This window comes from Caballeronia sp. NK8, from assembly GCF_018408855.1.
Lineage (GTDB): Bacteria > Pseudomonadota > Gammaproteobacteria > Burkholderiales > Burkholderiaceae > Caballeronia.
In genome coordinates this window covers 376,413-399,741 of record NZ_AP024327.1, presented here as the reverse complement: position 1 = coordinate 399,741, position 23,329 = coordinate 376,413, and the positions used below count along the sequence as shown (strand labels likewise).

Below are 23,329 nucleotides of genomic sequence, written 5' to 3'. Positions count from 1 at the left end.
GGCGAACTGTCGCCGCGTTGACAGTGTGGCGGGCGCAATTCGCGCACAATGATCGGACTGAAAGCTGGAGCATGGACCGTGAGTAAAGAAACTGTCTGTCGTATCGATGTGCAATTCGGCGATTGCGATCCCGCCGGTATCGTCTTCTTTCCGAATTTTTCGCGCTGGATGGACGCCGCGTCGCACGATTATTTTATACAGTGCGGCCTGCCGCCATGGCGCGAGATGCAGGCGCTGCCGAATTGCATCGGCGCGCCGCTGCTCGAGATTCACACGCGTTTTCACATCTCGGCGACCTACGGCGAAAGCCTCGAGGTGCACACGCGCGTCGAGGAATGGCGCGGCAAGGTCTTCGTGCAGAGCCATCGCATCATGCGCGGCGACACCCTGATCTGCGAAGGGCGCGCGACTCGGGCACTGTGCATCAAGCAAGCCGATGGGCGGCTCAAGGCCGTGCCCGTGCCCGAGTTCATTCGTAGCGCATGTGAATGAAGAGGTCTCTATGACGACATCCACGGGCCAGCGCGTGCTGGTGACCGCGGGCGCGGGCGGAATAGGGCGCGCCATCGCGGAAGCGTTCGTATCGGCGGGGGCGAGCGTGTTCGTCTGCGATATCGACGAAGCGGCGCTTCACGATATGCGCGCGCAATTGCCGGGCGTGAGGACATCGGTGTGCGATATCGCGGATCGTGCCGCGGTTTCGCGCATGGTCACGGAGGCGTCGGCTGCACTCGGTGGACTGGACGTCCTGATCAACAACGCGGGCATCGCCGGGCCGACCGCGAGCGTCGAAGACATGGACCCCGATGCGTGGGAAGCCGTGCTTCGTGTGAACCTCACGGGCACGTTCCTCGTCACGCAACAGGCCATTCCGTTCCTGAAGCAAGCGGACGACGGCGTGATCCTCGTGATGTCGTCGCTGGCGGGGCGCTTTGGTTATCCGAACCGCAGCCCATACGCGACGACCAAATGGGGGCTCATCGGCCTCACCAAGACCCTGTCGCGCGAGCTGGGCGAATTCGGCATCAGAGTCAACGCGGTTCTGCCCGGCGCCGTCGAAGGTCCACGTATTCAGCAGGTGCTGGCGGGACGCGCATCCGCGAGCGGCCGCACCGTCGCGCAGGAAGAGGCGGCGGCGCTCGGCAATCAGTCCATCAGGCATTTCGTCGATCCCGCGCACATCGCCGGGCTCGCCGTCTTTCTCGCTTCCGACGCCGGGAGGTCCATCTCCGGACAAATGATTCCCATCGACGGCGATTCGCAAAGCGCCGTCTGAAATCAGGGTAAACATCAGGGCCAAGAGAAGTGCTTTGAAATAGTTGGTGTACGGAGTATATTCGTCATCAACATGATCAATGACACACTGGAGCGAGACATCATGCAATTTCATCTCAATGGATTCCGCGTCGGCGACCCGACCATCGAACCCGCCGCCGAACACGCACCGCACGTCGAACTGCCCGAGACGGTGGATGTGCTCATCGCCGGAAGCGGGCCGGCCGGGCTCGTGCTTGCGGCTCAGTTGTCGCAGTTTCCGTCGATCAGAACGCGCATCGTCGAGCGGCGCGCGGGACCGTTGATGATGGGGCAGGCGGATGGCGTCGCGTGCCGCACCCGTCGAAATGTTCAATGCATTCGGCCTCGCCGACCGCCTGTTGCGCGAAGCCTATTGGGTGAACGAGACTGTATTCTGGAGACCGGATGCGGATGACCGTGGCGCGATCAAGCGCACCGGTCGTGTTCAGGATACCGAAACAGGAATGTCGGAGTTTCCGCATGTCATCGTCAATCAGGCGCGCGTGCAGGACTATCTGCTCGATTCGATGCGCCGTTCCGCGCAACGGCTCGAACCGGACTACGATCTCGAAGTCGTCGATGTGCAGCGTGATGACAACGACGAGTATCCGGTGCGCGTGACCTTGCGTCGGACGGATGCGGCTCGGCTCGACGAGAAGGTCGTCGTGCGTGCGCGCTATGTCGTGGGTTGCGATGGCGCGCGCAGCCGCGTGCGCGCGGCCATCGGTCAGACCTTGCACGGCGATGCGGCCAATCACGCATGGGGCGTGATGGATGCGCTCGCCGTCACCGACTTTCCGGACATCCGGCTGAAGGCGGCGATCCAGTCGGCGAGCAAGGGCAATCTGCTCATCATTCCGCGCGAAGGCGGCTATCTGGTGCGCTTTTACGTCGATCTCGGCGAAGTTGCGCCGGAGAATCGCGACTCCATCAAACAGACCACGGTCGATCACATCATTCAGACGGCGCAACGGATTCTGCATCCCTATACGCTCGACGTGAAAGAGGTCGCGTGGTTCTCGGTCTATGAAGTGGGGCAGCGTCTGGCCGATCGTTTCGACGATGCGATCGCCGCCGACGGCGCATCGCGAGAGCCGCGCGTGTTCATCGCGGGCGATGCCTGTCACACGCATAGCGCGAAAGCGGGCCAGGGCATGAACGTCTCCATGCAGGACGGCTTCAATCTTGGCTGGAAACTCGGCGCGGTCCTGCAAGGACATGGCGACCCCGACCTGTTGCGCACCTATTCCGATGAACGCCAGCCCGTCGCGCAGGAGTTGATCGACTTCGACAAGGAATGGTCCGCGATGATGGCCGCGCCGCCCAAGGATCCCCGCCGGCCCGAAGCAGGCGGCGTGGACCCCGCGGAACTGCAGGCCTATTTCGTTCGCGCGGGCCGCTATACGGCGGGCGTCGCAACGCACTACAAGCCGGGCGTGCTGACGGGCGAGGGCACGCATCAGGCGCTCGCACGCGGCTTCGCGATCGGCACGCGCTTTCATTCATCGCCGGTGATTCGTCTCGCCGATGCGAAGCCGATGCAACTCGGCCACGCCGCACGCGCCGATGGCCGCTGGCGTCTGTATGCGTTCGCGGACGCGAACCGGATCGCGCTCGACGCGCTGTGTGAACATCTCGTCACGTCGCCGGATTCCGTCTTGCGTTTCGCCGCCGCGCAGAATGCGGATGCGGACGCCATCTTCGATCTTCGCGCGGTGCTGCAGCAAGCGCATCGCGAAGTCAGACTCGACGATCTGCACGCCTCGCTCTTGCCGCGCAAGGGGCGCCATGGTCTCATCGACTACGAGAAGGCATTTACGAGCGACGCCGTGACTGATATCTTCGACGAGCGCGGCATCGACCGCGAACGGGGCGCGCTCGTCGTGGTCCGTCCGGACCAGTATGTCGCGCATGTCCTTCCGCTGAACGCCTACGCCGAATTGAATGCTTTCTTGCGGCCTGTTTTTAGAACGATCATCCCGTCGTCAGACGCCTAGACATTGCCGACCAGACAACCTGAACCCGAAGCGCTCTCCAGATTCACGGGGAGCCTGGTACGCCGCGCCCAGCAACGCCACGTCTCGGTGTGGCTCAACGAAGTCTCCGCGGAGATCACCAGCGTCCAGTACGCGGCGCTGGAGATCCTGCAGAGGAAGCCGGGTGTCAATCAGCGGCAACTCGGCGATGAACTCGACGTGGACCGGTCGACCATCGCCGATCTGGTTGCGCGCATGGTTCGAAACGATCTGATCAAGCGCTCGGATGATCCCGTCGACAAACGCAGCTATGTGCTGTTCCTCACGCCGTCGGGCAAGAAGCAACTCGCGGCGTTGCGCCCGCGCGTCGAGGAGGTCGAGCGCATTCTCACCGCGAGGCTGACGCAGGCGGAACGCAAGGAGTTGCGGCGCCTGCTTTCCGCGCTGTTGCCATTGGACGAGTAGTATTTCAGTGGGTCGGCAGTCCGACGCGAGGTCCAGCCATGCAACTTCAAACGGGTAATGTGTTCAGCGTGGAAGCGAAGCGCGGCGGCGATGAGCGGATAGACATGCTCATCACGGGGCCGCGCCTGAACGTGGAACGGATCGTATCGATGGGACATGCAAGTCCCGAAGGCTTCTGGTACGACGACTCGCGGGCCGAGTGGGTCGTGCTGCTGTCGGGCGCCGCCGTGCTCGAATTCGAAGACGATTCGACGCGCCACGACATGCGCCCCGGCGACTACGTGCTGATCGAGCCGCATTGCCGTCATCGCGTTGCGTGGACGCATGCCGAAGAGGCAACCGTCTGGCTCGCCATCTATCACGAACGCTGAATCGCGCGCTGATAAAAACTGCGGGCACATCGCCTCTCGCGCAATGTGCCCGCAGCCTGTTCACAGAGTCAGCGCATCACGACATCGGCCGCGATCAGAAGCGATGACGCATGCCCAGCGTGAGTGAAACCTGACTTGCAGATAGCGCGACACGAAGCAGTCTGATTCATCGCGTGACGTGTTGCGATCACCTACATGCCGACGTAGCCGACCGGCTTCGTCGTGTTGCTTTTCGCGATGCTCGCGTTCGTCGACACCACGTATTGCGGCGATTCCGTCAGCGTCAACGTCACCGCACCGTTCGTGTACGGCACGCTCGATACGTTGCCCATCGCGTCGATCAGTTGCACCGTGCCGCTGTTGCCGTCGTCATCGACCTTGAGGGTGTAGCTCACGCTGTAGGTCGAACTGAAGGCGCCGTTCGATGCGGGCCACACGTCGTTGTCATGGGTCCATAGCGCGGTGATGATGGGACCGTCGTTCAACTGCTGAAAGCCGTACGCATAGACGCCGCTGGGCAGGTCGTTGACGGGACCGAGCGTCGTCGTGCCGTCGAGGATGCGCGTCAGCGCGGCGATTTCCATCGCGGCGGGCTTCGGCGCGATGTTCGTCGCGTCGAGCGAGCCTTGCGGTTCGTCGAGGTCGAAGAACGTGCCGAAGCCGATCTCGTCGGGGAAGTCCGCGCCGTAGAACACATACGTCTGATCCGCGCCTTCGCCCAGAAGGATGATGTGCGCGCGCGCGACGACCGCGCCTTGCGCGAACAGGATGTTCGGCGTCGGATAGTTCGGGCCGTAGCTCGCGCCGGCGTCGTAGTTGATGCCTGTTTCCGTGACGAACAGCTTCATGTCCGGCTTGTATTCCTGCTGCATTTCGGCGCGAAGAGCGCGCATCTGGTTGAGCAGTGAGTTATCGGCATTCGATTCGGTGTACAGCCGTTCCGGCGGATGCGATGGTGACGAGCCGGCAGGATCGTAGTAACCATGCGTCGCGACGCCATCGATGTATTGCGCGAAACCGAGCGATGCGAGCGCCTGCAGGCGCTCGGTCGTGTGCATCGGAAACGACTCGGTCGGGCCCATGACCACCGCGTGCGGGTCGGTCGAATGCAGGCCGTCGTACACGTGCTGATAGAGCGCGACGAGGTTCTTGTCGGAATCCTTCCACATGACTTCCGGCTCCCACGTGACCTGATAGTAGTTTGCGGACATCGTCGGATAGTATTTCGCGCGGATCGATTCCGTTTCCTGTCCGACGCGCGCCATGTAGTCCCGGTAGTAGCCGAGATCGTTCGGGATATAGGCATGGTCCGGGTTCAGGCCGTGCATGCTCGCACCGCCGGGCAGGCCGTCGAGACGCACGAGGCGCATCACCGCGCCCGACTTGTAGAACGGATCGAGATAGTCCGTCGATGGATCGAACTCGAAGCGATCGTCGGGCTCCATCAACGCCATCTCGCGATCGTCGATGGTCCACGAGATGCCGAGCAACGACAGCGCCGCGCTCCAGTCGTTGAAGCCCTGCATACCGAAGCGATGCTGATCCTGCGTCGCGTATTCGACGGCGGGAATCGCGCCCGAGAGATTCGGGATCACGCCGAAGCTCGCGAAACCATCTGGACGCGTGCCCGACGACTTCACCTGGCCGCCGGCGCGGTCGAGCGTCGCGGCGATCTGGAAGTAGCCCGCAAGCGTCGATGTGCAGGCGAGCGTGCTCGTCGTCGCAGCGGCGGGCACCGCGAAGTTGCCGCTTGCGACGGTGTTGCCGTATGTATCGGCGATGGTCCATCTGAGCGTGTCGGCAGTGCGGGCGCGTGTGGTGATCGCGATGTTTATCGGCGCGTTGATGGGATAGGTGCGTGTGCCGTCGGAGTTCGGTGTGTCGGCGGCGATCAGGCCGCGGCCACCGGACGCGGGCGTGGACGTGGGGGCGGCGCAGGTTATCTGGTGGGCTGGCGCGGCATGAGTCGCGGAAGATGGAGAGGCGTCGTCGTTGCCGCCGCCGCACGCGGTGAGCGCGAGGATCAGTGGCGCGAGATAAAGGAAGGTGTTTTTCATTGATTCTTTCTCGATGACCGAGCGGCGTTTGATACGCTCAGCGATGCAAGACGATCGAGAACGGGAAACAGCGAGGCCGACTCGGAAAACCATTGCGTCCAATGGTAGTACGAAGAAGCGAAGGCGTAAGAAAGGCTGCGGACTGAAACCTCTGACAATAGTTAAAAAGTCGATAATTAACATTATGTAAATAACAAGCTGCGCGTGATCTGCGCGACCCGCAACGATGGGCCAAATCCATGGCGCATTCCTCCCACGTTGACTTCCCCTCAAAAACAGCCTATAACCATCCCATTGGATGGCAACCGGATGTCTAGAGTCGAAATGTCAAAAGAACCCCTTGACCGTACCCGCGGCGGCGAGACCGAGAAAATCACCGTCAACCTCGGTCCCATCGATCTGGGCCAAATCGACCTCCTCGTGGAAGAAGGTTTTTACTCGAACCGCACCGACCTGATCCGCACCGCAATCCGCAATCAACTGTCTGTTCACGCACCCGTCGTCAAGGACACGGTGACGCGTCGTGAACTCGTTCTGGGTCTCCAGCACTTTTCGAAACAGGACCTCGAAGCAGCCCGCGCAGCCAATCAGCGACTCAGAATCCAGGTGCTGGGACTAGCCAGCATCGCGACCGACGTATCGCCCGAACTCGCTTTGGCGACGATCGACTCGATTCTGGTGCGCGGCGCGCTCCATGCATCACCGGCAGTCAAGGCCGCGCTGGCGGATCGAATCCGCTAGCGCCCGCACTCCCATGCCGATAACGGAAAAAAACATGAAACTCAACGAAGGCTTTCTGGACTCGATGAAAGAGGCGTTCACCCTCTTTCGCAACAACGATGCCGCCGCTGCGGCGGAGGTCGTGAAGCGCGCCATGCGTGGCGAGCAGACACTCGCGCCACGCACCCATCAGCACGCAGATGTCGATAAAACGCCACCGCGACATCAGCCGAACGTCGCGCAACCCGAATCCGATGTGCTGGATCGCGGCCACTTCAGCACTCGACGTTACGTGGACACCGCCGGCCAGCGAAGCTACAAGCTGTACGTGCCGGGCGCTTATCGCAGTGATCCGCTGCCGCTCGTCGTGATGCTGCATGGCTGCACGCAGGACGCCGACGATTTCGCCGCCGGCACGCGCATGAATGCGCTGGCCGAAACGCACGGCTTCATCGTCGCCTATCCGATCCAGCCGCAGAGCGCGAATGCGTCGAAATGCTGGAACTGGTTCAAGCCGGGCGATCAGCAACGCGATCAGGGCGAGCCATCGCTGATCGCGGGAATGACGCGCGAGATCATGGCGAATCACAACGTGGACCCCAAGCGCGTGTATGTCGCCGGGCTGTCGGCGGGAGGCGCGATGGCGGCGATCATGGCGCAGCGCTATCCGGATCTTTACGCGGCGGCGGGTGTTCACTCCGGCCTGCCCGTCGGAAGCGCGCACGACTTGCCTTCGGCGCTCGCGGCGATGCGCGGCGGCAAGGCCAAAGCCAAGGCAGGCCGTGCGGGCATGCACGACGCACAAACGCCAAAATGCCCGCTCATCGTATTTCACGGCGATGCCGACGCCACAGTGAATCACACCAACGCCCACGAACTGATGCGCGGATTCTCGGCGAACGGAACAGCGTCTGCCGCCGGTCTCGGCGCGCGCAAACATTCGGTCCAGAAAATGACATCTAAAGAAGGTATAGCCGCCGAATTATGGACCCTTCATGGCGCACCCCACGCATGGTCAGGCGGCTCGCCGAGCGGAACCTATACCGATCCCAGCGGACCCGATGCCAGTGCGGAGATGCTGCGCTTCTTCCTCGAACACCCGCGCCGGCACTAACCGTCGTCAGTCTGCGGGCATGGTTTCGAGCAAGCGTTTCAATCGCGTCACCGCCTCGTCGGATTCGGACTGGATCATGCGCTTCAGCACGATCCAGTTCACGAGCGCGAACCATAGCGAAGGCGCGCGATACGTGAACTCGCGAACGAAGCGCGTCGTTCCCTTCCCTTGCGGCGTGAGCGTGTAGGTGACCGTGCCCGCGGCGCGGCCATCGATCACGCCGTCGATCGACCATCTCGCTGGATACGCTTTGTCGCCGACGGTCCACACGACGCGGCCGCGTCTGCCTGCCACGCGAAATTCCTCGACGACCCGCTCGCCGACATCGAGCGGGTGATCCACCTTACCTTGAACCGATAACGACGACGGATGCCATGCCGGCCAATGCGCCGGCGTCGTGACGAAATCGAATACGACCGAGGGCGCACGGCGTATCTCGACAACACTGACGATGCGCGTTTCCGGCAACACGTCGCGCGGCAACGGAATGAAAAGCGCGCCGACGACGACCACCAGCGACGCCAGCAACACCAGCAGAATCCTCATCGTCGATCATGCTCCGCATAACGTCGCCGTCCACACTCGCGAACGCGATGCTATATTGCCCCACATACCCAGCCATCATCGCAGTCCGGATCATTTTTGCCCATGACGGACATTACCTCAGGCAACACCGGTAACTTCGACGCGAATGCTTCCGACGACGCCGACAGGCTGCGCCGCGAGCACGTGAACCGCTTGCTCGTGAACGTCGCGAACGGCGACGAGAAAGCGTTCGACGAACTGTATCGCGCGACCTCGCCGCGTATTTTCGGCGTGATCGTACGCATGATCCGCGACCGCGGCGAAGCCGAAGACATCCTGCAAGAGGTCTTCGCCGCCGCCTGGCGTCGCGCCGATACCTTCGACATGACGCGCGGCAGCGCCATCACCTGGCTCATCACGCTCGCGCGCAATCGTACGATCGACCGCATGCGGCAGCATCGCGAGGAACCGCTCGGCGAGAAGGACGCACCGGAAATCGCAGACGAATCGCCGACGCCCGCTGTCGCGGCCGAATCGAGCGAGGAACGGCGGCGGCTCGAACACTGTCTTGACCGGCTCGAACCGCAACAGAAGAGCGCGGTCCGCGAAGCCTTCTTCACAGGCGCGACGTATAGCGAAATGGCGCAACGACTCGCCGTGCCGCTTGGCACCATGAAAAGCTGGATTCGCCGCAGCCTGATGCAACTCAAGACCTGCCTCGAACAATGAACACGCCCGCCGCGAACGACGACGACCTGCGCTGCGCCGAATACGCGCTCGGCGTGCTGGATGCCGAAGCGCGCGCGACGCTCGAAGCGGACGTATCGCGCGATCCCGCGTTGCAACGCGAACTCGATGTGTGGCAGCAACGGCTTGCGCCGCTCGCGGACGATATCCGCGCGATCGCTCCGCCCGAGCGCGTCTGGACGCGTATCCGCCGCGATCTCGGCTTCATGACGCCGCAAGCGGGCACGCCCGCAAGCCAGCGCTGGTGGGACAGCCTGAACGTCTGGCGCTGGCTCGCGATCGGCGCGAGCGTTGCCGCGCTCGTCCTGCTCGGCGTGAACCTCGTGTGGGTGCGGCAAGCGCCGCAAGCCCCGACGACAGCCGCCGTGCCCAGCGAATACATGGTCGCGTCGATCGCCCGCAAGGACGGCCTCGTCCACTGGACCGCGACTGTCGATCTGCGCGGCGCGCACATGGTCGTCGTGCCCGCCGCGAGCGTGGCGGTGCCCTCGAACCGCGCGACGGAACTGTGGCTCATCCCGCCCGACGCGAAGCCGATCGCGCTCGGCGTCTTCCCGTCCGATCGCCCCGCGACGATGACGCTGCCACCCGAGATCATCGCGCAGATGAGTGCGCGGGCCGTGCTCGCGGTGTCGGAAGAGCCGCCCGGCGGATCGCCGACCGGCGCGCCCACCGGCCCCGTGCTCGCGACCGGCCAGATGCATTCCACCTGAGGATTGCAGTCCTCCTGATTTTCTGTCGCGCTGCATCCGATCGCGCGTCTTATCCGTAAGGCTCAGTGAACACGTGTTCGCGGAGCCGTCATGCCCGTCGTCGTCACTGTCGTTATCGTCGTCATCGGTCTTGTGCTGGTGTTTTCCGCCGTGTGGCTCTGGCAGCTGCGCACGCAAAACGCCGGCATGGTCGATCCGGTCTGGGCCGCTTCGCTCGGCGCGGCCGCGCTCTTTATCGGCGCGTCCGCGACGGGCGCGGCGGCCAATCGCGCGTGCGTCGCGGCGGGCGGCGCGCTCTGGGGCGCAAGACTCGCGCGGCATCTGTGGCGGCGCAATCACGGCAAGCCGGAAGATCGGCGCTATCGCGCATTCCGTGAACGATGGGGCGCGCGCGCCGCGCGCAACATGTTCGGCTTCTTTCAGTTGCAGGCGCTCATTTCGGCGTTGCTGGCCATCGCGTTCCTCGTGCCCGCGTATGCGCCGGAGGCGGCGAGCCCGCTGAACATCGCCGCGTTCATCGCGATATGGCTCATCGCTGTCGCCGGGGAAGCCGCCGCCGACCGTCAACTGAAGCGCTTCGCCGCCGATCCCGCGCAGCGCGGCAAGGTGTGCCGCGAAGGCTGGTGGCGCTATTCGCGTCATCCGAACTATTTCTTCGAATGTGTGCATTGGGCCGCTTATGCGGTTCTGTCGATCGAACTGCCGTGGGGCTGGGCCACGCTGGCGCCGCCCGTGGTAATGGCATGGCTGCTGCTGAAGGTGTCGGGTGTTCCGATTCTGGAGGCGCATCTGGCGAAGACGCGCGACGGTTATCGCGACTACATGCGTACGACTAGCGCGCTGATTCCGTGGCCGCGCAAAACCTGTGTGAACCCGGGGAGAACGAGCCGATGAACATCACCGCCCGCGACACGCACGCCGACATGCCCGCGCTCGACGAAAGCCGCATCATCCGCGCCTGCGAGCGTGGTCTCGTGCCCGATGCGCTCGTGCGCGCCGGCATGTGCATGCTGATCCGCCAGCGTCTCATCGACGAGCACGCGAACGACAACGCACTGCGCACGCAAGCCTTCGAGCGCCTGCTCGCCGAACTGCGCGCAAGCCCCATCGCGATCCACACGCAGGCCGCCAACGCGCAGCATTACGAATTGCCCGATGCCTTCTTCGAAGCCCATCTCGGTCCGCTGCTCAAGTATTCGTGCGGCTTGTATCCGCGCGGCGACGAGACTCTCGCGCAAGCCGAACTGGCAATGCTCGAATGCTATGCGGATCGCGCGCAGCTCGCGGATGGCCAGCGCATCCTCGATCTCGGTTGCGGCTGGGGTTCGCTTGCGTTGTGGCTGGCCGCGCGCTATCCGCGCGCGCAGATCGTCGCGCTATCCAATTCGCACGGGCAACGCGCCTTCATCGAAGCGCGGGCGCGGCAGCGCGGACTCGGCAATCTGCGCGTCGTTACGGGCGATATCGTCGATTTCGAATTCGCGCGCGACGAAGCACCGTTCGACCGCATCCTGTCGATCGAGATGTTCGAGCACATGAAGCACTACGGCCTGCTGCTCGCAAAAATCGCGCGCTGGCTCGCCAGCGACGGACGACTTTTTGTCCATCTCTTTGCGCACAAGACGCTTGCGTATCACTTCACATCGCGCGATGGCGGCGACTGGATGTCCCGCTACTTCTTTACCGGCGGCACGATGCCGTCCGCGTCATTGTTGCTGCATTTCCAGGACGATCTGCGCGTCGCCCGCCAATGGTGGGTGAACGGCACGCACTACGCCCGCACCGCGAATCAATGGCTCGCGTCGCTCGACGCCGCACGCGCTCGTGTCCTGCCGATGTTTCGCGACGTCTACGGCGATGCCGCCGCGATCTGGTTCCAGCGCTGGCGCATGTTCTACATGGCGGTGGCCGAACTGTTCGGCTATGCGCGCGGCGGAGAATGGGGCGTCGCGCACATGCTGTTCGAGCCGCGTGCGATGAAGGTGGCGTCATGAAGCGCGCGATCGTTGTTGCGTTGCTGGCGGCTGGCGTCGTCGTGGCGGTGGCAGCCTGTTCGAGCCCGCCGAATCCCAATCCGCGCGCGCAGCAGCCGCTCGAAACCGTGTCCGTCGACATTCCGCGTTATATGGGGCGCTGGTACGTGATCGCCAACATTCCGTACTTCGCCGAGCGTGATTACGTCGGCACGCACGTCGAGTGGTCGCTGCGGCAGGACGGCAGGATCGACGATATCTTTCACGGCCACAAGAACGGCTTCGCGCAGGAAGAAACGACCTATCACTTCATCGATACCGTCAAGCCCGGCAGCAACGGCGGCGAGTGGAGCGTGCAGCCGTTCTGGCCGATTCGTGTGACGCAGCTCACGCTCTACGTCGATCCCGACTATCGCTACACGATCCTCGGTTACCCGAACAAGAAGCTCGGCTGGATCTTCTCGCGCGAGCCGACGATGAGCGACGAAGTTTATCGCTCGCTCATCGCACGCCTTGACGCGATGGGCTACGACACCGCGCGTTTCCGGCGCGTGCCGCAATCGCCCGAACAAATCGGCCAGGCAGGTTTTCAGAGTCCCGGCCAGCGCGAGTGACGAAGCGCCCACGCGCGTGCATCCGCGCGCACGTGTCTTTCGTATCTGTAGAAACGACCACGTCCAAGCGGCGCGAGGAGACCTTCTGGCGCGAGGAGACCACCCGGCAATGAACGTATCGAATCGAGGAGGAAGTCAGCGCATCGCGGTGATCGGCGCGGGAATCGCCGGTCTCGCGAGCGCGTATCTGCTCGCGCGCGCGCATCGCGTCACGCTGTTCGAAGCGGCCGATTATCTCGGCGGTCACACGCATACCGTCGATGTCGCGCTCGATGGCATGCACCATCCGGTCGATACAGGTTTTCTCGTCTTCAACGAGCGTACGTATCCCAACCTCATCGCTCTCTTCGACGAACTCGGCGTCGCCACGCATCGCAGCGAGATGTCGTTCTCCGTGTCGCTCGACGGCGGACGTTTCGAATGGGCGGGCTCGAATCTCAACACCGTCTTCGCGCAGCGGCGCAATCTCTTTTCGCCGGCGTTTCTCGGCATGTTGCGCGATATCATGCGTTTCAATGCGTCGGCGCACAGGCATCTGGAGCGTGTGAGCGCGAATCGCTGTTCGGTCGGCGAACTGCTCGTCGAAGGCGGTTACGGTGCGCCGTTTCAGCAGCACTATCTTTTGCCGATGGCCGCGGCGATCTGGTCCAGCGCCGCGCATGACATCCTGCGCTTTCCCGCCGCGACCTTCCTGCGCTTCTGCCTCAATCATGCGCTGTTGCAGGTGAACCAGCGCCCGCCGTGGAGAACGGTCGTGGGCGGGGCGCGCGAATATGTGCGGCGCATCGCGGCCACGCTCGACGACGTGCGCACGCACACGCCCGTGCGAGGCGTGCGCCGCGACGACGACGGCGTCATCGTGATGACCGACGCTGCCGGCCCCGAGCGCTTCGATGCCGTCGTGCTCGCCACGCACGCGCCGACCAGCCTTCGCCTGCTCGACGATGCGTCGCCGGACGAACGCGCCCTGCTCGGCGCCGTGCGTTATCAGCGCAACCTCGCGGTGCTGCACACGGATTGCGCGCTGCTGCCGCGCCGTCGCCGCGTGTGGTCGGCGTGGAACTACATCGGCGCGCGCTCGGGACTTGCGCGCGGGCAAGCCGTGCCGGTGTGCGTGAGCTATCTGCTCAACCAGCTTCAGCCCTTGCCTTTTACGACTCCCGTCGTCGTGACGCTCAATCCCGTCGATGAACCCGCGCCCGGCACGCAGCTCGGCCGCTACGAGTACGAACATCCGCTCTTCGATCTCGCCGCCATCGACGCGCAGACGCGTCTGCCCCATATCCAGGGCACGCGCCGCACGTGGCACGCGGGCGCATGGACGGGTTATGGCTTTCACGAGGACGGCCTGAAATCGGCGCTGCGCGTCGCGCGCGACTTCGGCGTGCAGCCGGCCTGGGCCACGCCATGAGAACGGCGCAATGGCTGACAGGCCGCGTGACGCACGAGCGATTGCGTCCGGCGCGGCATCGATTCGATTATCCGGTGCGCTATGTCTATTGCGATGTCGCGCAACTCGATGCGCTGCGTTGCGCGTGGTTTGGCATCGACCGCGTTCGGCCGCTCGCGCTTTTCAGGCGCGATTACGGTGCGCGCGACGACTGCGATCTCGATCTCTGGATGCGCGCGTGTCTCGCCGAAGCGCGCATTCCCGCCGATGGCGAAATCCATCTGCTGACGATTCCGCGCGTGTTCGGCTACGCGTTCAATCCCGTGAGCTTCTGGTTCTGTCACGATCGCGCGGGCGCGTTGCGGGCGCTTTACGCCGATGTGCGCAATACCTTCGGCGAGCATCGCGGTTATCTGCTGAGCGCGAAGGACCACGCGCCGATCGCCGATGACACCGTGCTCGTCTGCCGCAAGACGCTGCACGTATCCCCTTTTTGCGAGGTCGTCGGCGATTACGCCTTTCGCGTGCGACGTCATGGCGAGCGCCTGTCGGTGTCGATCGACTATCGCGACCGCGACGGGCTCGTGATCCGCACCGCGATCAGTCTCGCCGCGCGGCCGCTTACTGGCGCGATCGTATGGCGCACGCTGTTGCGCGAGCCGTGGTTCGCCGCGAGCGTCATCGTGCGGATTCACTGGCAGGCGCTGAGGCTGTGGATGAAGCGCGTGCCTTTCCACGGCAAGCAGTCATCCGGTACCAAGGAAACGAAACACAAGGCTCGAACATGAACTTGCTGCGGTCCTTTTCCGCGCAAGCGGCCATGCCGCTGTCCGCGCGGATTTTTTTCGGTCTTCTGCGTCGCATTCGCGTCGGGCATCTCGTGCTCATTACGCCGGACGGCGACCGCTACGTGTTCGGCGATCCGCTCATGCAGCCCGCCGCGCGTCTCGCCATTCACGACTGGCGCGCGTGCCGTGCGATCCTGCGCGCGGGCGATATCGGTTTTGCGCAGGCGTATCGTGAACAGTGGCTCGACACACCCGATCCATGCGCCCTGCTGCGGCTCGCGATCCGCAACGAGGCGGCGCTGGCGCGCACTGTCGCGGGCGGGGTTGTCGCGCAGTGCTGGCACAACCTGCGTCATCGATTGCGGCTGAACACGCGCGCGGGCAGCCGCCGCAACATTCACGCGCATTACGACATCGGCAATGCGTTCTACGCGCTCTGGCTCGATCCGACGTGGACCTATTCGAGCGCATGGTTCGATGGCGACGATGCGCTCTCGCTCGAGGCCGCGCAGGATCGCAAGTATCAGCGCATCGTCGATACGCTCGGGCTGTCGGCGGGCATGCGCGTGCTGGAAATCGGCTGCGGCTGGGGCGGCTTCGCGCGGCACGCGGCGCGCCTCGGCATTCGCGTGCATGGCGTGACGATATCGCCGGCGCAGCACGCGTTCGCCGTCGAGCGCATCGCGCGTGAAGGACTGAATGAATTGGTCGATATCGAGTTGCGTGACTATCGCGATCTGCGCGGCCAGTACGACGCGGTCGTGGCGATCGAAATGTTCGAGGCGGTCGGCGAGGCGTTCTGGCCGATGTTTTTCCGTACGCTCAAACGCTGTCTCGGGCCGGACGCGAAGGCGCTGGTGCAGTCGATCACCATCGACGATGCACGCTTTCCCGCGTATCGCGCGTCGAGCGATTTCATTCGCGAGGCGATTTTTCCGGGCGGCATGCTGCCGAGCCCGGAGCGCTTCGCGCGCGCGGCACGGCGCGCGGGACTTGCGGCGCGCTCGACGCTTTCGTTCGGCGCGGACTATGCGCGCACGCTGCGGTATTGGCGCGATGCGTTCGAGGCGCGCGCTGACGCGGTCCGCGCGATGGGGTTCGATGAATCGTTTGTGCGCGTCTGGCGGCTGTATCTGGCTTATTGCGAGGCTGGGTTCGATGAGGCGCGCACGGATGTGATGCATTTTGTGGTCGCGCGGGAAGGTTGATATTGGCGGCTTTCTGCTCGCCGATGACGTCGTGCGCCATTTACTGGCGTTGCAAACTAAGACGGTTAGTTGCGATGCCACGTCTTCCAACCGATGCGCGTCTTTCCCATTCAGCCAATCCCCCCACCCAATCCGTTATCCCGGCCAATTCCCTTTGACATCGACGAAACCGAAACCTAACTTTCAAGCCGACACCACGCGTTCCGCAGTCGGAGACGGCTCATGGACAATGCCGCTGAACACACGCTGATCCGGGACTTCTCCCGCGATGTCCTGACGCAGCTCGCACCTCAGGAGCTTCCGCTATTCACTACCATCAGCGCGGCGTGGTTCGCCGATCCCGCCGCCGCGATGAAAGCCTCGAAAAACCGCGATGCCGCGCTTGGCTTCGGCACCGAGGCGTTCTCGATCCTGTTTACGCCGCTGATCCTTCAGGTCGTCTCCGAAATCATGCCGATACTGGGCGGCATCGCGCTCAAGGCGACGGAAACCGCGGTCGGCGAAGAAGTATCGATACGCGTCAGAAAGATGTTCCGGCGCGGCGAAGCCGATACCAACGCCAGCGCGGATGCCGCATCCGTCCTGACCCGCGAGCAGTTGGGCGACGTCCATCAGCACGTGATCGCCGCCGGCAAACGCCTGCGTCTTGAATCCGTCCAGGCGCAGCGGCTCGCCGATGCGGTCGTCGCGCAATTGGTCCTTCCGAAAGAGTGAAGACATCGTGTCGGACCATGCCGCCTCGGGACTGCGTGCGTCGCGGCTCAATCCGTTGCCCTTTCCGTCCGACATCTCCCTTCGGTTCGATCTGCTGATCGTTCTGATCGTCTGCGTCAGCAGCCAGTTCTATGGGCACTTCTGGGAAAGCATCCATCTCGAAGGAAGAGATGCGCTGACGGCTTGCGCGTCGAGCATGGTCACGGGCGTATTCGATCCCAGCCTGCGCACCCAGGATGTGCTGTCATCGTCAGAAATACGCGCGCAATTCGCCCCGCAGGTGGCAAGCTGCATGGCGATGCTCAGGCCGCAATCGACCTGGAAGATCATCGGGATCGTCGTCACGCTCGCGCTCGGAGCCGTGTTCTACTGGCTCTTTCCCCTCTGGAAGCGAAAGACGCAGCATCTCACGCCGATCCACAAGGACGATCCGCCCGGCCTCCTCGATGCGCTCACCAGCCTGTGTCAGGAAGCGCAACTGAGCCGGGCGCCCGCCTTCGTATGGAATCCGCTCGCGAGCGGTCTGCCGGTGACGTTCGGACGCCGTCGCAACCATTACGTCGCGCTCAGCGGATACTTCGTGGCGCATTATTTCTACGCCGACCCAGCCGCCTTTCGCGCGATCATCCTCCACGAGCTGGCGCACATCCGCAACCGCGACATCGACAAGACGTTCATGACGATCTCTGCGTGTCTCGCGTTCGTCATCGTGAGCGTGGTGCCGTTGCTCGGGGTCATCGCGCTGACCGAGCGCGCGTGGCATGAATACATCTTTCTGCTCGCGGAAGCCGCCCTATGGAGCGCGCTCGTGCTGCTCTCTGGCGCGTCGGTGCTGCGCGTTCGCGAGTTCTATGCGGATGTTCAGGCATCCCAATGGGACGGCTCGCCTGCCCAGGTCGATCGCGTCCTCGCGCGCATGAACGCCGCGCCGGCACACGGACCGGGCGCATACCTGAGCCTGCATCCGCGTGGCGAAACGCGCCGCGCGGTGCTCGTCGACACCACGCCGCTCTTTCGCCTCGGCAAGTGGGATGCGCTCGCCATCGGCTTTGCGGCCGGCGTCGTCATCGATACGGCAAACGGCTTTCTGATTGGCTTCGTTCCGGCGGGTTCCACGGCGGCGGTCGCGCGCATGTCGTTTGTCGTGACGCTGGTCACGCCGCTCGTCGTGATGATCTTCGCGATCGGCGCGCTCAGCACCGGAATCTGGCGCGGCGCCTACGCGGCCGTGCTGAACGGCCGCGATCCCGTGAAGGGCACGGCCGCCGCCGGCGCGCTCTTCGCGCTCGGATACTTTTTGAATCAGATCCTGCTGGGCGTGGAGTTTCTCTGGGGCGGAGCGTCGACGCCGCACATTCCCGCCGACAACGCGATGACGATGTTCGAAATTCACATCATCGCGTTCGTGTTCGCGATCATCGGCTGCTGGCTGTTCTGCGACTGGATCGCGCGCGCGGCCGCCGCGTGGGTCGAGGTGACCGTGAAAAGCCGCTCGCCCCTGCCGGTGCTGATGCTGACGGGCGGCATCGCCGTCGCGGGCGTCGCGACGATGTTCGCGTGGGGCACGTTCGTGTCCGCCTCACTCGTCTCGCTCGGACCTCACAATACGTTCTACACGTCGCTCGTCATGATCGCACCGCCGATGGTCGTCGGGGCGCTTGCGGCATGGCTCTTTCCCTGGTCTTCGCGATGGTTCGGGCGCACGCGCCGCACACGCGCCGTAGCCGGCTGGGTGTTTCTCGATGCGGGACCGCACGCCGCAAGCGCTCTGCGTCACGTCGAGTTCCGTCCGATGCGCGCGTGGTCGACAGGCGTCGCCGCCGGGCTGGTGTTTTGTCTCTGGATCGAACTGCTCAGATTTCGCAAGCTTTTGCCGGACGGCATCGACGCGGTGGTCTATGCGCCATTCGCCGCGCTCCTGCGCATTGCGGAGCGCGCGGGCAGCAGCGGATTCGCGCTCATCATTCCCGTGGCGTGCGCGGCGGCGCTGGCGGCGTTCATCGCGGCGTCGCGTCCCGGCGCGTTCAATGCGCTCTACGGCCTGTGCGCAGGTTCGGTCGCGGGTATCGTGATGAGCGTCGGCGCGCTGGTGACCATCGAGCTGAACGCGCAATCGACGCTGGAATCGTGTCTGACATCGGTTCTGCTGTATCTCTGCGTGGCCTCGCTGGCGTCGCTGCCGGGCGCGATGACGGGAGCTGTCGTCAGCAAGGTTCGCCGTGCCGATCCGCGGCGCGAGCTTTCCGTAGCGCACAAAGTGGCCATGGCCGCGCTGGGTCTCGTGGTGATCGCAGGATGGATCAAGTCGATCCATGCCTGACCGACCTGTGGCGCCGCCGCACGCCACTGTCGCAGGACGAAACGGTGTCGATCTGAACCCTCGTCAAAGGCGCGTTGGGCAGCCATCATCCGCCCGACACGGCGAATCGGACGATGGATCAGCAACGCGCCCGGCGTTCCGATCAGCGCGGATAATCAGGCCGTGGCGCTGGAATCGAGTCAGACCGCGGCTTGACGGAGCGGCGGTCGCGCTATGCAACGTCAAGCACGAAGTCGAAGCGGGCCGACTTCCGGTCGCCGCCGTCCTCGATCGTCATCAGCAACCGGCGATCGAACAGCGAATCGCGCGCATTGCCCTGCTCGCCGGGAAAGTAGAGCTGCGTGGTAAGCGCCGATCCACGCGGCGGACGCAAGGTCACATGGAAATGCCGCGTGCGGCCCGGATACCCACCCGGCACGATGGTTTCGAGCCGGTAGCGCCCTTCGCTGTCCGAGAATTGATGGCCGCGCAGCCGGAAGCCATCGATGTCGTATTCCCCGTGGTCGTCGGCGTGCCAGAAATCGAGCAAGGCGCCGGGCACCACCTTGCACCGCGACGACCACACCCGTCCGCTCAGGACGATCTTCGTTCCGCCGATGCCCGGTTCGAGCAGCGATGTCCGTTGCGGCGAGTCCGGCAGAAAGAACGGCCCGGGCGTCTGCCGACGCGTGGGTTCGTGTTCGTCGGCGCAGGCGGGTGTCGCTGAAACCTTATCGGCCAGCGACAGCAGCAGCAAAGTCGATGGCACCGCCCCAGCCTTGCGAAGAAAATCGCGCCGTCCCCGGTTCGGATTTCGTGTCCACATCGCGCGCTCCCAGGTTGCCCCCGTCGAATATGGTAAGCCGAAAGCCCAAACGCTCAGTCATCCTTTTAAAGATGCAATCGATTACGCAACACGCTACACTCCGCGCGTCGAACGATTGAAGCGAAGCTTTCAAAGTGCCCTCATCCAGCGCTAATTCTCATGTCCGATCATGGATGCGTGGTCGTGATGATCGATTCGAAAAGCAACCTGGAGACGCCTCAAATGAGCACTATCGCTGACAGCAATGTTCCTGCACATCCGAGATCGAAGCGCTTCGGTCTTTTCGTCTGCCTCATGGCGGCGCTCGCCGGCCTGCTGTTCGGCCTCGACATCGGCGTGATTTCGGGCGCGCTGCCCTTCATCGCGAAACATTTCGTGCTGAACGACCGCGCGCAGGAATGGATCGTCAGTTCGATGATGGTCGGCGCGGCGGTCGGCGCATTGGGGGCCGGCTGGCTGTCGTGGCGCCTCGGACGCCGCCATTCGCTGGTGCTGGCGGCGGTGCTTTTTATCGTCGGGTCGCTCTGGTCGGGGTTCGCGGGAAGTCCCGAGCATCTGATCGGCGCGCGCCTGGTGCTCGGGCTTGCGGTCGGCATGGCTTCGTTCACGGCGCCGCTGTACCTTTCTGAAGTGGCGCCACGGCAGGTGCGCGGCGCCATGATCTCCACCTATCAACTGATGATCACGGTCGGGATTCTCGCGGCCTTCCTGTCCAACATCGGCCTGTCCTACGTGGCCGACTGGCGCTGGATGCTCGGCGTGATCGCCATCCCCGCCGCGTTCTTCCTGGTCGGCGTGCTCGCCCTTCCCGACAGCCCCCGCTGGCTGCTTCAGCGCAACCGCGGCGCGGAAGCGCGCGCCGTGCTGCAGCGCCTCTACGCCAATCCGGCCGACGTGCAGGCCGAACTCGACCAGGTCAACGAGGACAACACGCGGCCCCAGCAGGGATGGAGCCTGCTGCGCAAGAACTCCAACTTTCGTCGCTCGGTGCTGCTGGGCGTCGTGCTGCAGATTTTCCAGCAGCTCACCGGCATCAACGTCGTGATGTACTACGCACCGCGCATCTTCGAACTGGCCGGCTTCGCTACACACGAGCAGCAATTGTGGGCGACGGTCATCGTCGGTCTCGTCAACGTGCTGGCTACGTTCGGCGCGATCGCGTTCGTCGACCGCTGGGGCCGCAAGCCGATTCTCTACGCGGGATGCGCCGTCATGGCAGTCGGCATGTGCTCGCTCGGGTTTCTCATGCATGCCGGTGTGGCGGGTCTGACGGCGCAGGTTTTCGCGGTCGGATCGCTGCTGCTCTTCATCGCGGGCTTCGCGATGTCCGCCGGGCCGCTGGTCTGGATTCTCTGCTCGGAGATTCAGCCCCAGCTGGGCCGCGACTTCGGCATCGCCGTCTCGACGCTGGTCAACTGGGTCGCCAACATGGCCGTCGCGGCGACGTTCCTCAGCCTGCTGTCCACGGTCGGCGAAGCGAACACCTTCGTGCTGTATGCCATCCTCAACGTCATCTTCGGCGTCGTCGTGTTCTTCTACGTGCCCGAGACGCGCGGTGTCTCGCTCGAAAAGCTGGGCAGCGATCTGATGGCAGGCAAGCGTCTGCGTGATCTGGGCAAGGTCAACTAAGCATCAGGCTTGCTTCGAATGCGCGGCAAGCAACTGCCGGTGGCGTGCTTCGGTTTCGTCATCGGCGGGAAACATGCATTCGAGACGGAGTTCCTGTGCCGCGACGTTCTGCGGCGCGCCGACGGTCGTGACCATCGAGAAATATCGAAGCACGACGCCCTCGCTGAGAAAACCAATCGGTATGACAGGCATCGTGGGCGCCGCCGGGCGCCCATGTTGCGTTTTCCAGTCGCGCGGCACGTCGGGATAAGCGAGCAGTTCGTCGAGCAGACGCCCGGTGCCGGCGTCGACCACATGCCCGACCGATTCCCGATACACCCGCTGTAACAGGCTCCGCGAAACGATGTCCCAATCGGCCACGAACGGCCGCATCCCCTGCGGATCGAAGATCAGATGAAGCATGTTGCGCGGACCTTCGCGCGCGGCCATGTCGATGAAACAGTCGAAGAAGCGCGGCGCGGCGTCATTGGTCATCAGCACGTTCCAGTGGCGATCCATCACGATCGCCGGAAACGGATCGTGCTGCCGAACGACCCGTTCGAGCGCGCGGATCACGCCATGCATCTCCTGCGCATTCCACGGCGCTTCTGAATACACGGGCGCGTAGCCCGCCGCGAGCAGCAGCGCGTTGCGCTCGCGCAGCGGCACATCGAGGGTTTGCGCGAGCGTGAGCAGCGTGTCACGGCCCGGCACGCTGCGCCCGCTTTCGATAAAGCTGATCTGCCGTTGCGAAACGCCCGCCTCCAGCGACAGATCGAGCTGACTCACGCCGCGCACGTCGCGCCAGTAGCGCAGCAAATCACCCAGTTCGACAGGCGGCGCATTCGAATCGGGACGCATGGCGTTCATCGGATCTTCCGGATCGGGGTGGATGAATGGAGCACGCTCAGGCTGCCGGCGCATGCCAGGCGAACACTTCGAACTGCGCTTCGAGCGGCGGCCGGGTCACGCTGCTGGCATAGTTCGTGATTGTCGATGCGGCAACGACCGCGATGACCTCGAGTATTTGCGCGGCGTCGAAGCCCGCTTCCAGAAAGCGCCGCTGATCCGGCTCCGCGACGCGCCCGCGCTGCCCGATCAGCGCGCCCGCCAGTGCCGACAGCGCGGCCAGTCCGGCGTCGTCGGGCAGCGCGCCTCGGCGGATCGCGTCGACATCGGCGGGAGAAATGCCCTGTTTCAGTGCAAGTGCCGTGTGAAACGCGACCGGCCATTCGCTGGCGTTCGTGACGGCGTTGGTCAGCAGGAGCGTCTGAATCTGCGGCTCGGTAAGGCTGCTCGCGTGCACGCGCTGGAACACGCCGACGAAAGCGTCGATCAGCACCGGCGACGCAGCCATCGTGCCCGCGACATTCGGGATCAGGCCCAATGCCTGCTGCAGTTGCCGGAGCGCCGGCCGGGATTGCGCGGGCGCGGAATCGATCGTATGAACAGGAAAGCTCGACATGGTAAGTCCTTGGAGGTGGGCGCCGCCGGAATGGCGACGCGACAGCCCAAGAGTAGAAGCGCCCGGTGCTCGCGCCAATTACATCCGATGTAATCGACGCGGCGGACGATACGTCGAACAGACGCCTGTTGCGACGGCTTCTCGCGGCATCGGCCGGGCGTCGCCGCCTGCACACTGATGGTCAGCAGATGCACGCACATAACGCGTTTCCGACCGGATGAGGTGAACATGTTCCTGCTCGAATTCCTTGGCACGATGGCGTTCCTGGCTGTCGTTTCGCTGTCGCTGCTGGCGATGTTCGACATTTTCGTGCCGCGAGCCTCGCGCGTTTCCGGCGCGCGACGCTCCGCCGAGCATCCGCGCGCACGCAGGCAGGGGAAACTGCACGGGTAAGCGCTTGCTGAATCGCGTATATCGTTAGCGAAAATGATGCGTTCCGGCACGCCCGGCCGCTGGCTAT

At 64.0% G+C, this 23,329-nt stretch carries 23 protein-coding genes and 1 pseudogene; 19 read left to right on the top strand and 5 right to left on the bottom strand.

The window, feature by feature from the left end:
- Positions 1 to 78 precede the first annotated feature (78 nt).
- The 5 genes and pseudogenes from NK8_RS39520 to NK8_RS39500 all read left to right on the top strand — a co-directional run bounded on the left by NK8_RS39520 (position 79) and on the right by NK8_RS39500 (position 4,108).
- The gene (locus NK8_RS39520) at positions 79 to 492 is read left to right on the top strand and encodes a thioesterase family protein (RefSeq protein ID WP_213234103.1); all 414 of its coding nucleotides are present in this window, start codon (positions 79 to 81) and stop codon (positions 490 to 492) included.
- Between the two features lie 10 nt (positions 493 to 502).
- Positions 503 to 1,276 carry an SDR family oxidoreductase gene (locus NK8_RS39515; protein ID WP_213234102.1) on the top strand — a complete coding sequence of 258 codons (774 nt, stop codon included), beginning with the start codon at positions 503 to 505 and terminating at the stop codon, positions 1,274 to 1,276.
- A gap of 102 nt (positions 1,277 to 1,378) precedes the next feature.
- Positions 1,379 to 3,293 (top strand): annotated as a pseudogene (locus NK8_RS39510) (FAD-binding monooxygenase).
- Positions 3,294 to 3,296: 3 nt separating this feature from the next.
- Positions 3,297 to 3,737, top strand: a complete 441-nt coding sequence (locus NK8_RS39505) for a MarR family winged helix-turn-helix transcriptional regulator (RefSeq protein WP_213234101.1) — start codon at positions 3,297 to 3,299, stop codon at positions 3,735 to 3,737.
- 38 nt (positions 3,738 to 3,775) lie between these two features.
- Positions 3,776 to 4,108 (top strand): cupin domain-containing protein, encoded by a 333-nt coding sequence (locus tag NK8_RS39500; protein ID WP_162069692.1) that lies wholly within the window; start codon positions 3,776 to 3,778, stop codon positions 4,106 to 4,108.
- Positions 4,109 to 4,299: 191 nt separating this feature from the next.
- On the opposite strand, the gene NK8_RS39495 is transcribed toward NK8_RS39500, so the two are convergent.
- Entirely contained in the window at positions 4,300 to 6,165 is a 1,866-nt protein-coding gene (locus tag NK8_RS39495) for a hypothetical protein (RefSeq protein ID WP_213234100.1), read from the bottom strand.
- Positions 6,166 to 6,489: 324 nt separating this feature from the next.
- On the opposite strand from NK8_RS39495, the gene NK8_RS39490 reads away from it, so the two are divergent.
- Positions 6,490 to 6,906 (top strand): CopG family transcriptional regulator, encoded by a 417-nt coding sequence (locus tag NK8_RS39490; protein WP_162069654.1) that lies wholly within the window; start codon positions 6,490 to 6,492, stop codon positions 6,904 to 6,906.
- Positions 6,907 to 6,940: 34 nt separating this feature from the next.
- The gene (locus NK8_RS39485; protein ID WP_213234099.1) at positions 6,941 to 7,999 is read left to right on the top strand and encodes a PHB depolymerase family esterase; all 1,059 of its coding nucleotides are present in this window, start codon (positions 6,941 to 6,943) and stop codon (positions 7,997 to 7,999) included.
- A gap of 6 nt (positions 8,000 to 8,005) precedes the next feature.
- On the opposite strand, the gene NK8_RS39480 is transcribed toward NK8_RS39485, so the two are convergent.
- The gene (locus NK8_RS39480; RefSeq protein WP_213234098.1) at positions 8,006 to 8,545 is read right to left on the bottom strand and encodes an SRPBCC family protein; all 540 of its coding nucleotides are present in this window, start codon (positions 8,543 to 8,545) and stop codon (positions 8,006 to 8,008) included.
- Positions 8,546 to 8,647: 102 nt separating this feature from the next.
- Between NK8_RS39480 and NK8_RS39475 the strand changes: the two genes are divergently transcribed.
- The 10 genes from NK8_RS39475 (at position 8,648) to NK8_RS39430 (ending at position 18,991) form a co-directional block, all read left to right on the top strand.
- Positions 8,648 to 9,253, top strand: a complete 606-nt coding sequence (locus tag NK8_RS39475) for a sigma-70 family RNA polymerase sigma factor (protein WP_213234097.1) — start codon at positions 8,648 to 8,650, stop codon at positions 9,251 to 9,253.
- Positions 9,250 to 9,984 carry an anti-sigma factor gene (locus NK8_RS39470; RefSeq protein WP_213234096.1) on the top strand — a complete coding sequence of 245 codons (735 nt, stop codon included), beginning with the start codon at positions 9,250 to 9,252 and terminating at the stop codon, positions 9,982 to 9,984. Before NK8_RS39475 ends, NK8_RS39470 begins: the two co-directional genes overlap by 4 nt.
- A 90-nt stretch (positions 9,985 to 10,074) precedes the next feature.
- Positions 10,075 to 10,878 carry a DUF1295 domain-containing protein gene (locus NK8_RS39465; RefSeq protein ID WP_213234095.1) on the top strand — a complete coding sequence of 268 codons (804 nt, stop codon included), beginning with the start codon at positions 10,075 to 10,077 and terminating at the stop codon, positions 10,876 to 10,878.
- A complete protein-coding gene (locus NK8_RS39460; RefSeq protein ID WP_213234094.1) occupies positions 10,875 to 11,978 on the top strand; it encodes a cyclopropane-fatty-acyl-phospholipid synthase family protein in 1,104 nt (367 codons plus the stop codon). The genes NK8_RS39465 and NK8_RS39460 overlap by 4 nt, the downstream gene beginning before the upstream one ends.
- Positions 11,975 to 12,571 (top strand): lipocalin family protein, encoded by a 597-nt coding sequence (locus NK8_RS39455; RefSeq protein ID WP_213234093.1) that lies wholly within the window; start codon positions 11,975 to 11,977, stop codon positions 12,569 to 12,571. The genes NK8_RS39460 and NK8_RS39455 overlap by 4 nt, the downstream gene beginning before the upstream one ends.
- A 109-nt stretch (positions 12,572 to 12,680) precedes the next feature.
- Positions 12,681 to 13,982, top strand: coding sequence for an NAD(P)/FAD-dependent oxidoreductase (locus tag NK8_RS39450; protein WP_213234092.1), 1,302 nt, complete (start codon positions 12,681 to 12,683; stop codon positions 13,980 to 13,982).
- Complete coding sequence (locus tag NK8_RS39445) at positions 13,979 to 14,749, top strand: DUF1365 domain-containing protein (RefSeq protein WP_213234091.1); 771 nt, start codon at positions 13,979 to 13,981, stop codon at positions 14,747 to 14,749. The genes NK8_RS39450 and NK8_RS39445 overlap by 4 nt, the downstream gene beginning before the upstream one ends.
- The gene (locus tag NK8_RS39440; protein ID WP_213234090.1) at positions 14,746 to 15,957 is read left to right on the top strand and encodes a cyclopropane-fatty-acyl-phospholipid synthase family protein; all 1,212 of its coding nucleotides are present in this window, start codon (positions 14,746 to 14,748) and stop codon (positions 15,955 to 15,957) included. The genes NK8_RS39445 and NK8_RS39440 overlap by 4 nt, the downstream gene beginning before the upstream one ends.
- 222 nt (positions 15,958 to 16,179) lie before the next feature.
- Complete coding sequence (locus NK8_RS39435) at positions 16,180 to 16,671, top strand: hypothetical protein (protein ID WP_213234089.1); 492 nt, start codon at positions 16,180 to 16,182, stop codon at positions 16,669 to 16,671.
- A gap of 7 nt (positions 16,672 to 16,678) precedes the next feature.
- A complete protein-coding gene (locus NK8_RS39430) occupies positions 16,679 to 18,991 on the top strand; it encodes a M48 family metalloprotease (RefSeq protein ID WP_213234088.1) in 2,313 nt (770 codons plus the stop codon).
- Between the two features lie 211 nt (positions 18,992 to 19,202).
- Here the strand turns inward: NK8_RS39430 and NK8_RS39425 are convergent, their stop codons facing one another.
- The gene (locus NK8_RS39425; RefSeq protein WP_213234087.1) at positions 19,203 to 19,796 is read right to left on the bottom strand and encodes an intradiol ring-cleavage dioxygenase; all 594 of its coding nucleotides are present in this window, start codon (positions 19,794 to 19,796) and stop codon (positions 19,203 to 19,205) included.
- Between the two features lie 222 nt (positions 19,797 to 20,018).
- On the opposite strand from NK8_RS39425, the gene NK8_RS39420 reads away from it, so the two are divergent.
- Positions 20,019 to 21,425, top strand: a complete 1,407-nt coding sequence (locus NK8_RS39420; protein ID WP_162069641.1) for a sugar porter family MFS transporter — start codon at positions 20,019 to 20,021, stop codon at positions 21,423 to 21,425.
- A gap of 3 nt (positions 21,426 to 21,428) precedes the next feature.
- Here NK8_RS39420 and NK8_RS39415 read toward each other — a convergent pair whose 3' ends face one another.
- Together NK8_RS39415 and NK8_RS39410 are read right to left on the bottom strand one after the other, a co-directional pair.
- Positions 21,429 to 22,274, bottom strand: coding sequence for a helix-turn-helix domain-containing protein (locus NK8_RS39415; protein WP_213234086.1), 846 nt, complete (start codon positions 22,272 to 22,274; stop codon positions 21,429 to 21,431).
- 37 nt (positions 22,275 to 22,311) lie between these two features.
- Positions 22,312 to 22,869, bottom strand: a complete 558-nt coding sequence (locus NK8_RS39410; protein WP_213234085.1) for a carboxymuconolactone decarboxylase family protein — start codon at positions 22,867 to 22,869, stop codon at positions 22,312 to 22,314.
- A gap of 228 nt (positions 22,870 to 23,097) precedes the next feature.
- Between NK8_RS39410 and NK8_RS39405 the strand changes: the two genes are divergently transcribed.
- Positions 23,098 to 23,262 (top strand): hypothetical protein, encoded by a 165-nt coding sequence (locus NK8_RS39405; protein WP_162069638.1) that lies wholly within the window; start codon positions 23,098 to 23,100, stop codon positions 23,260 to 23,262.
- Positions 23,263 to 23,329: the final 67 nt, after the last annotated feature.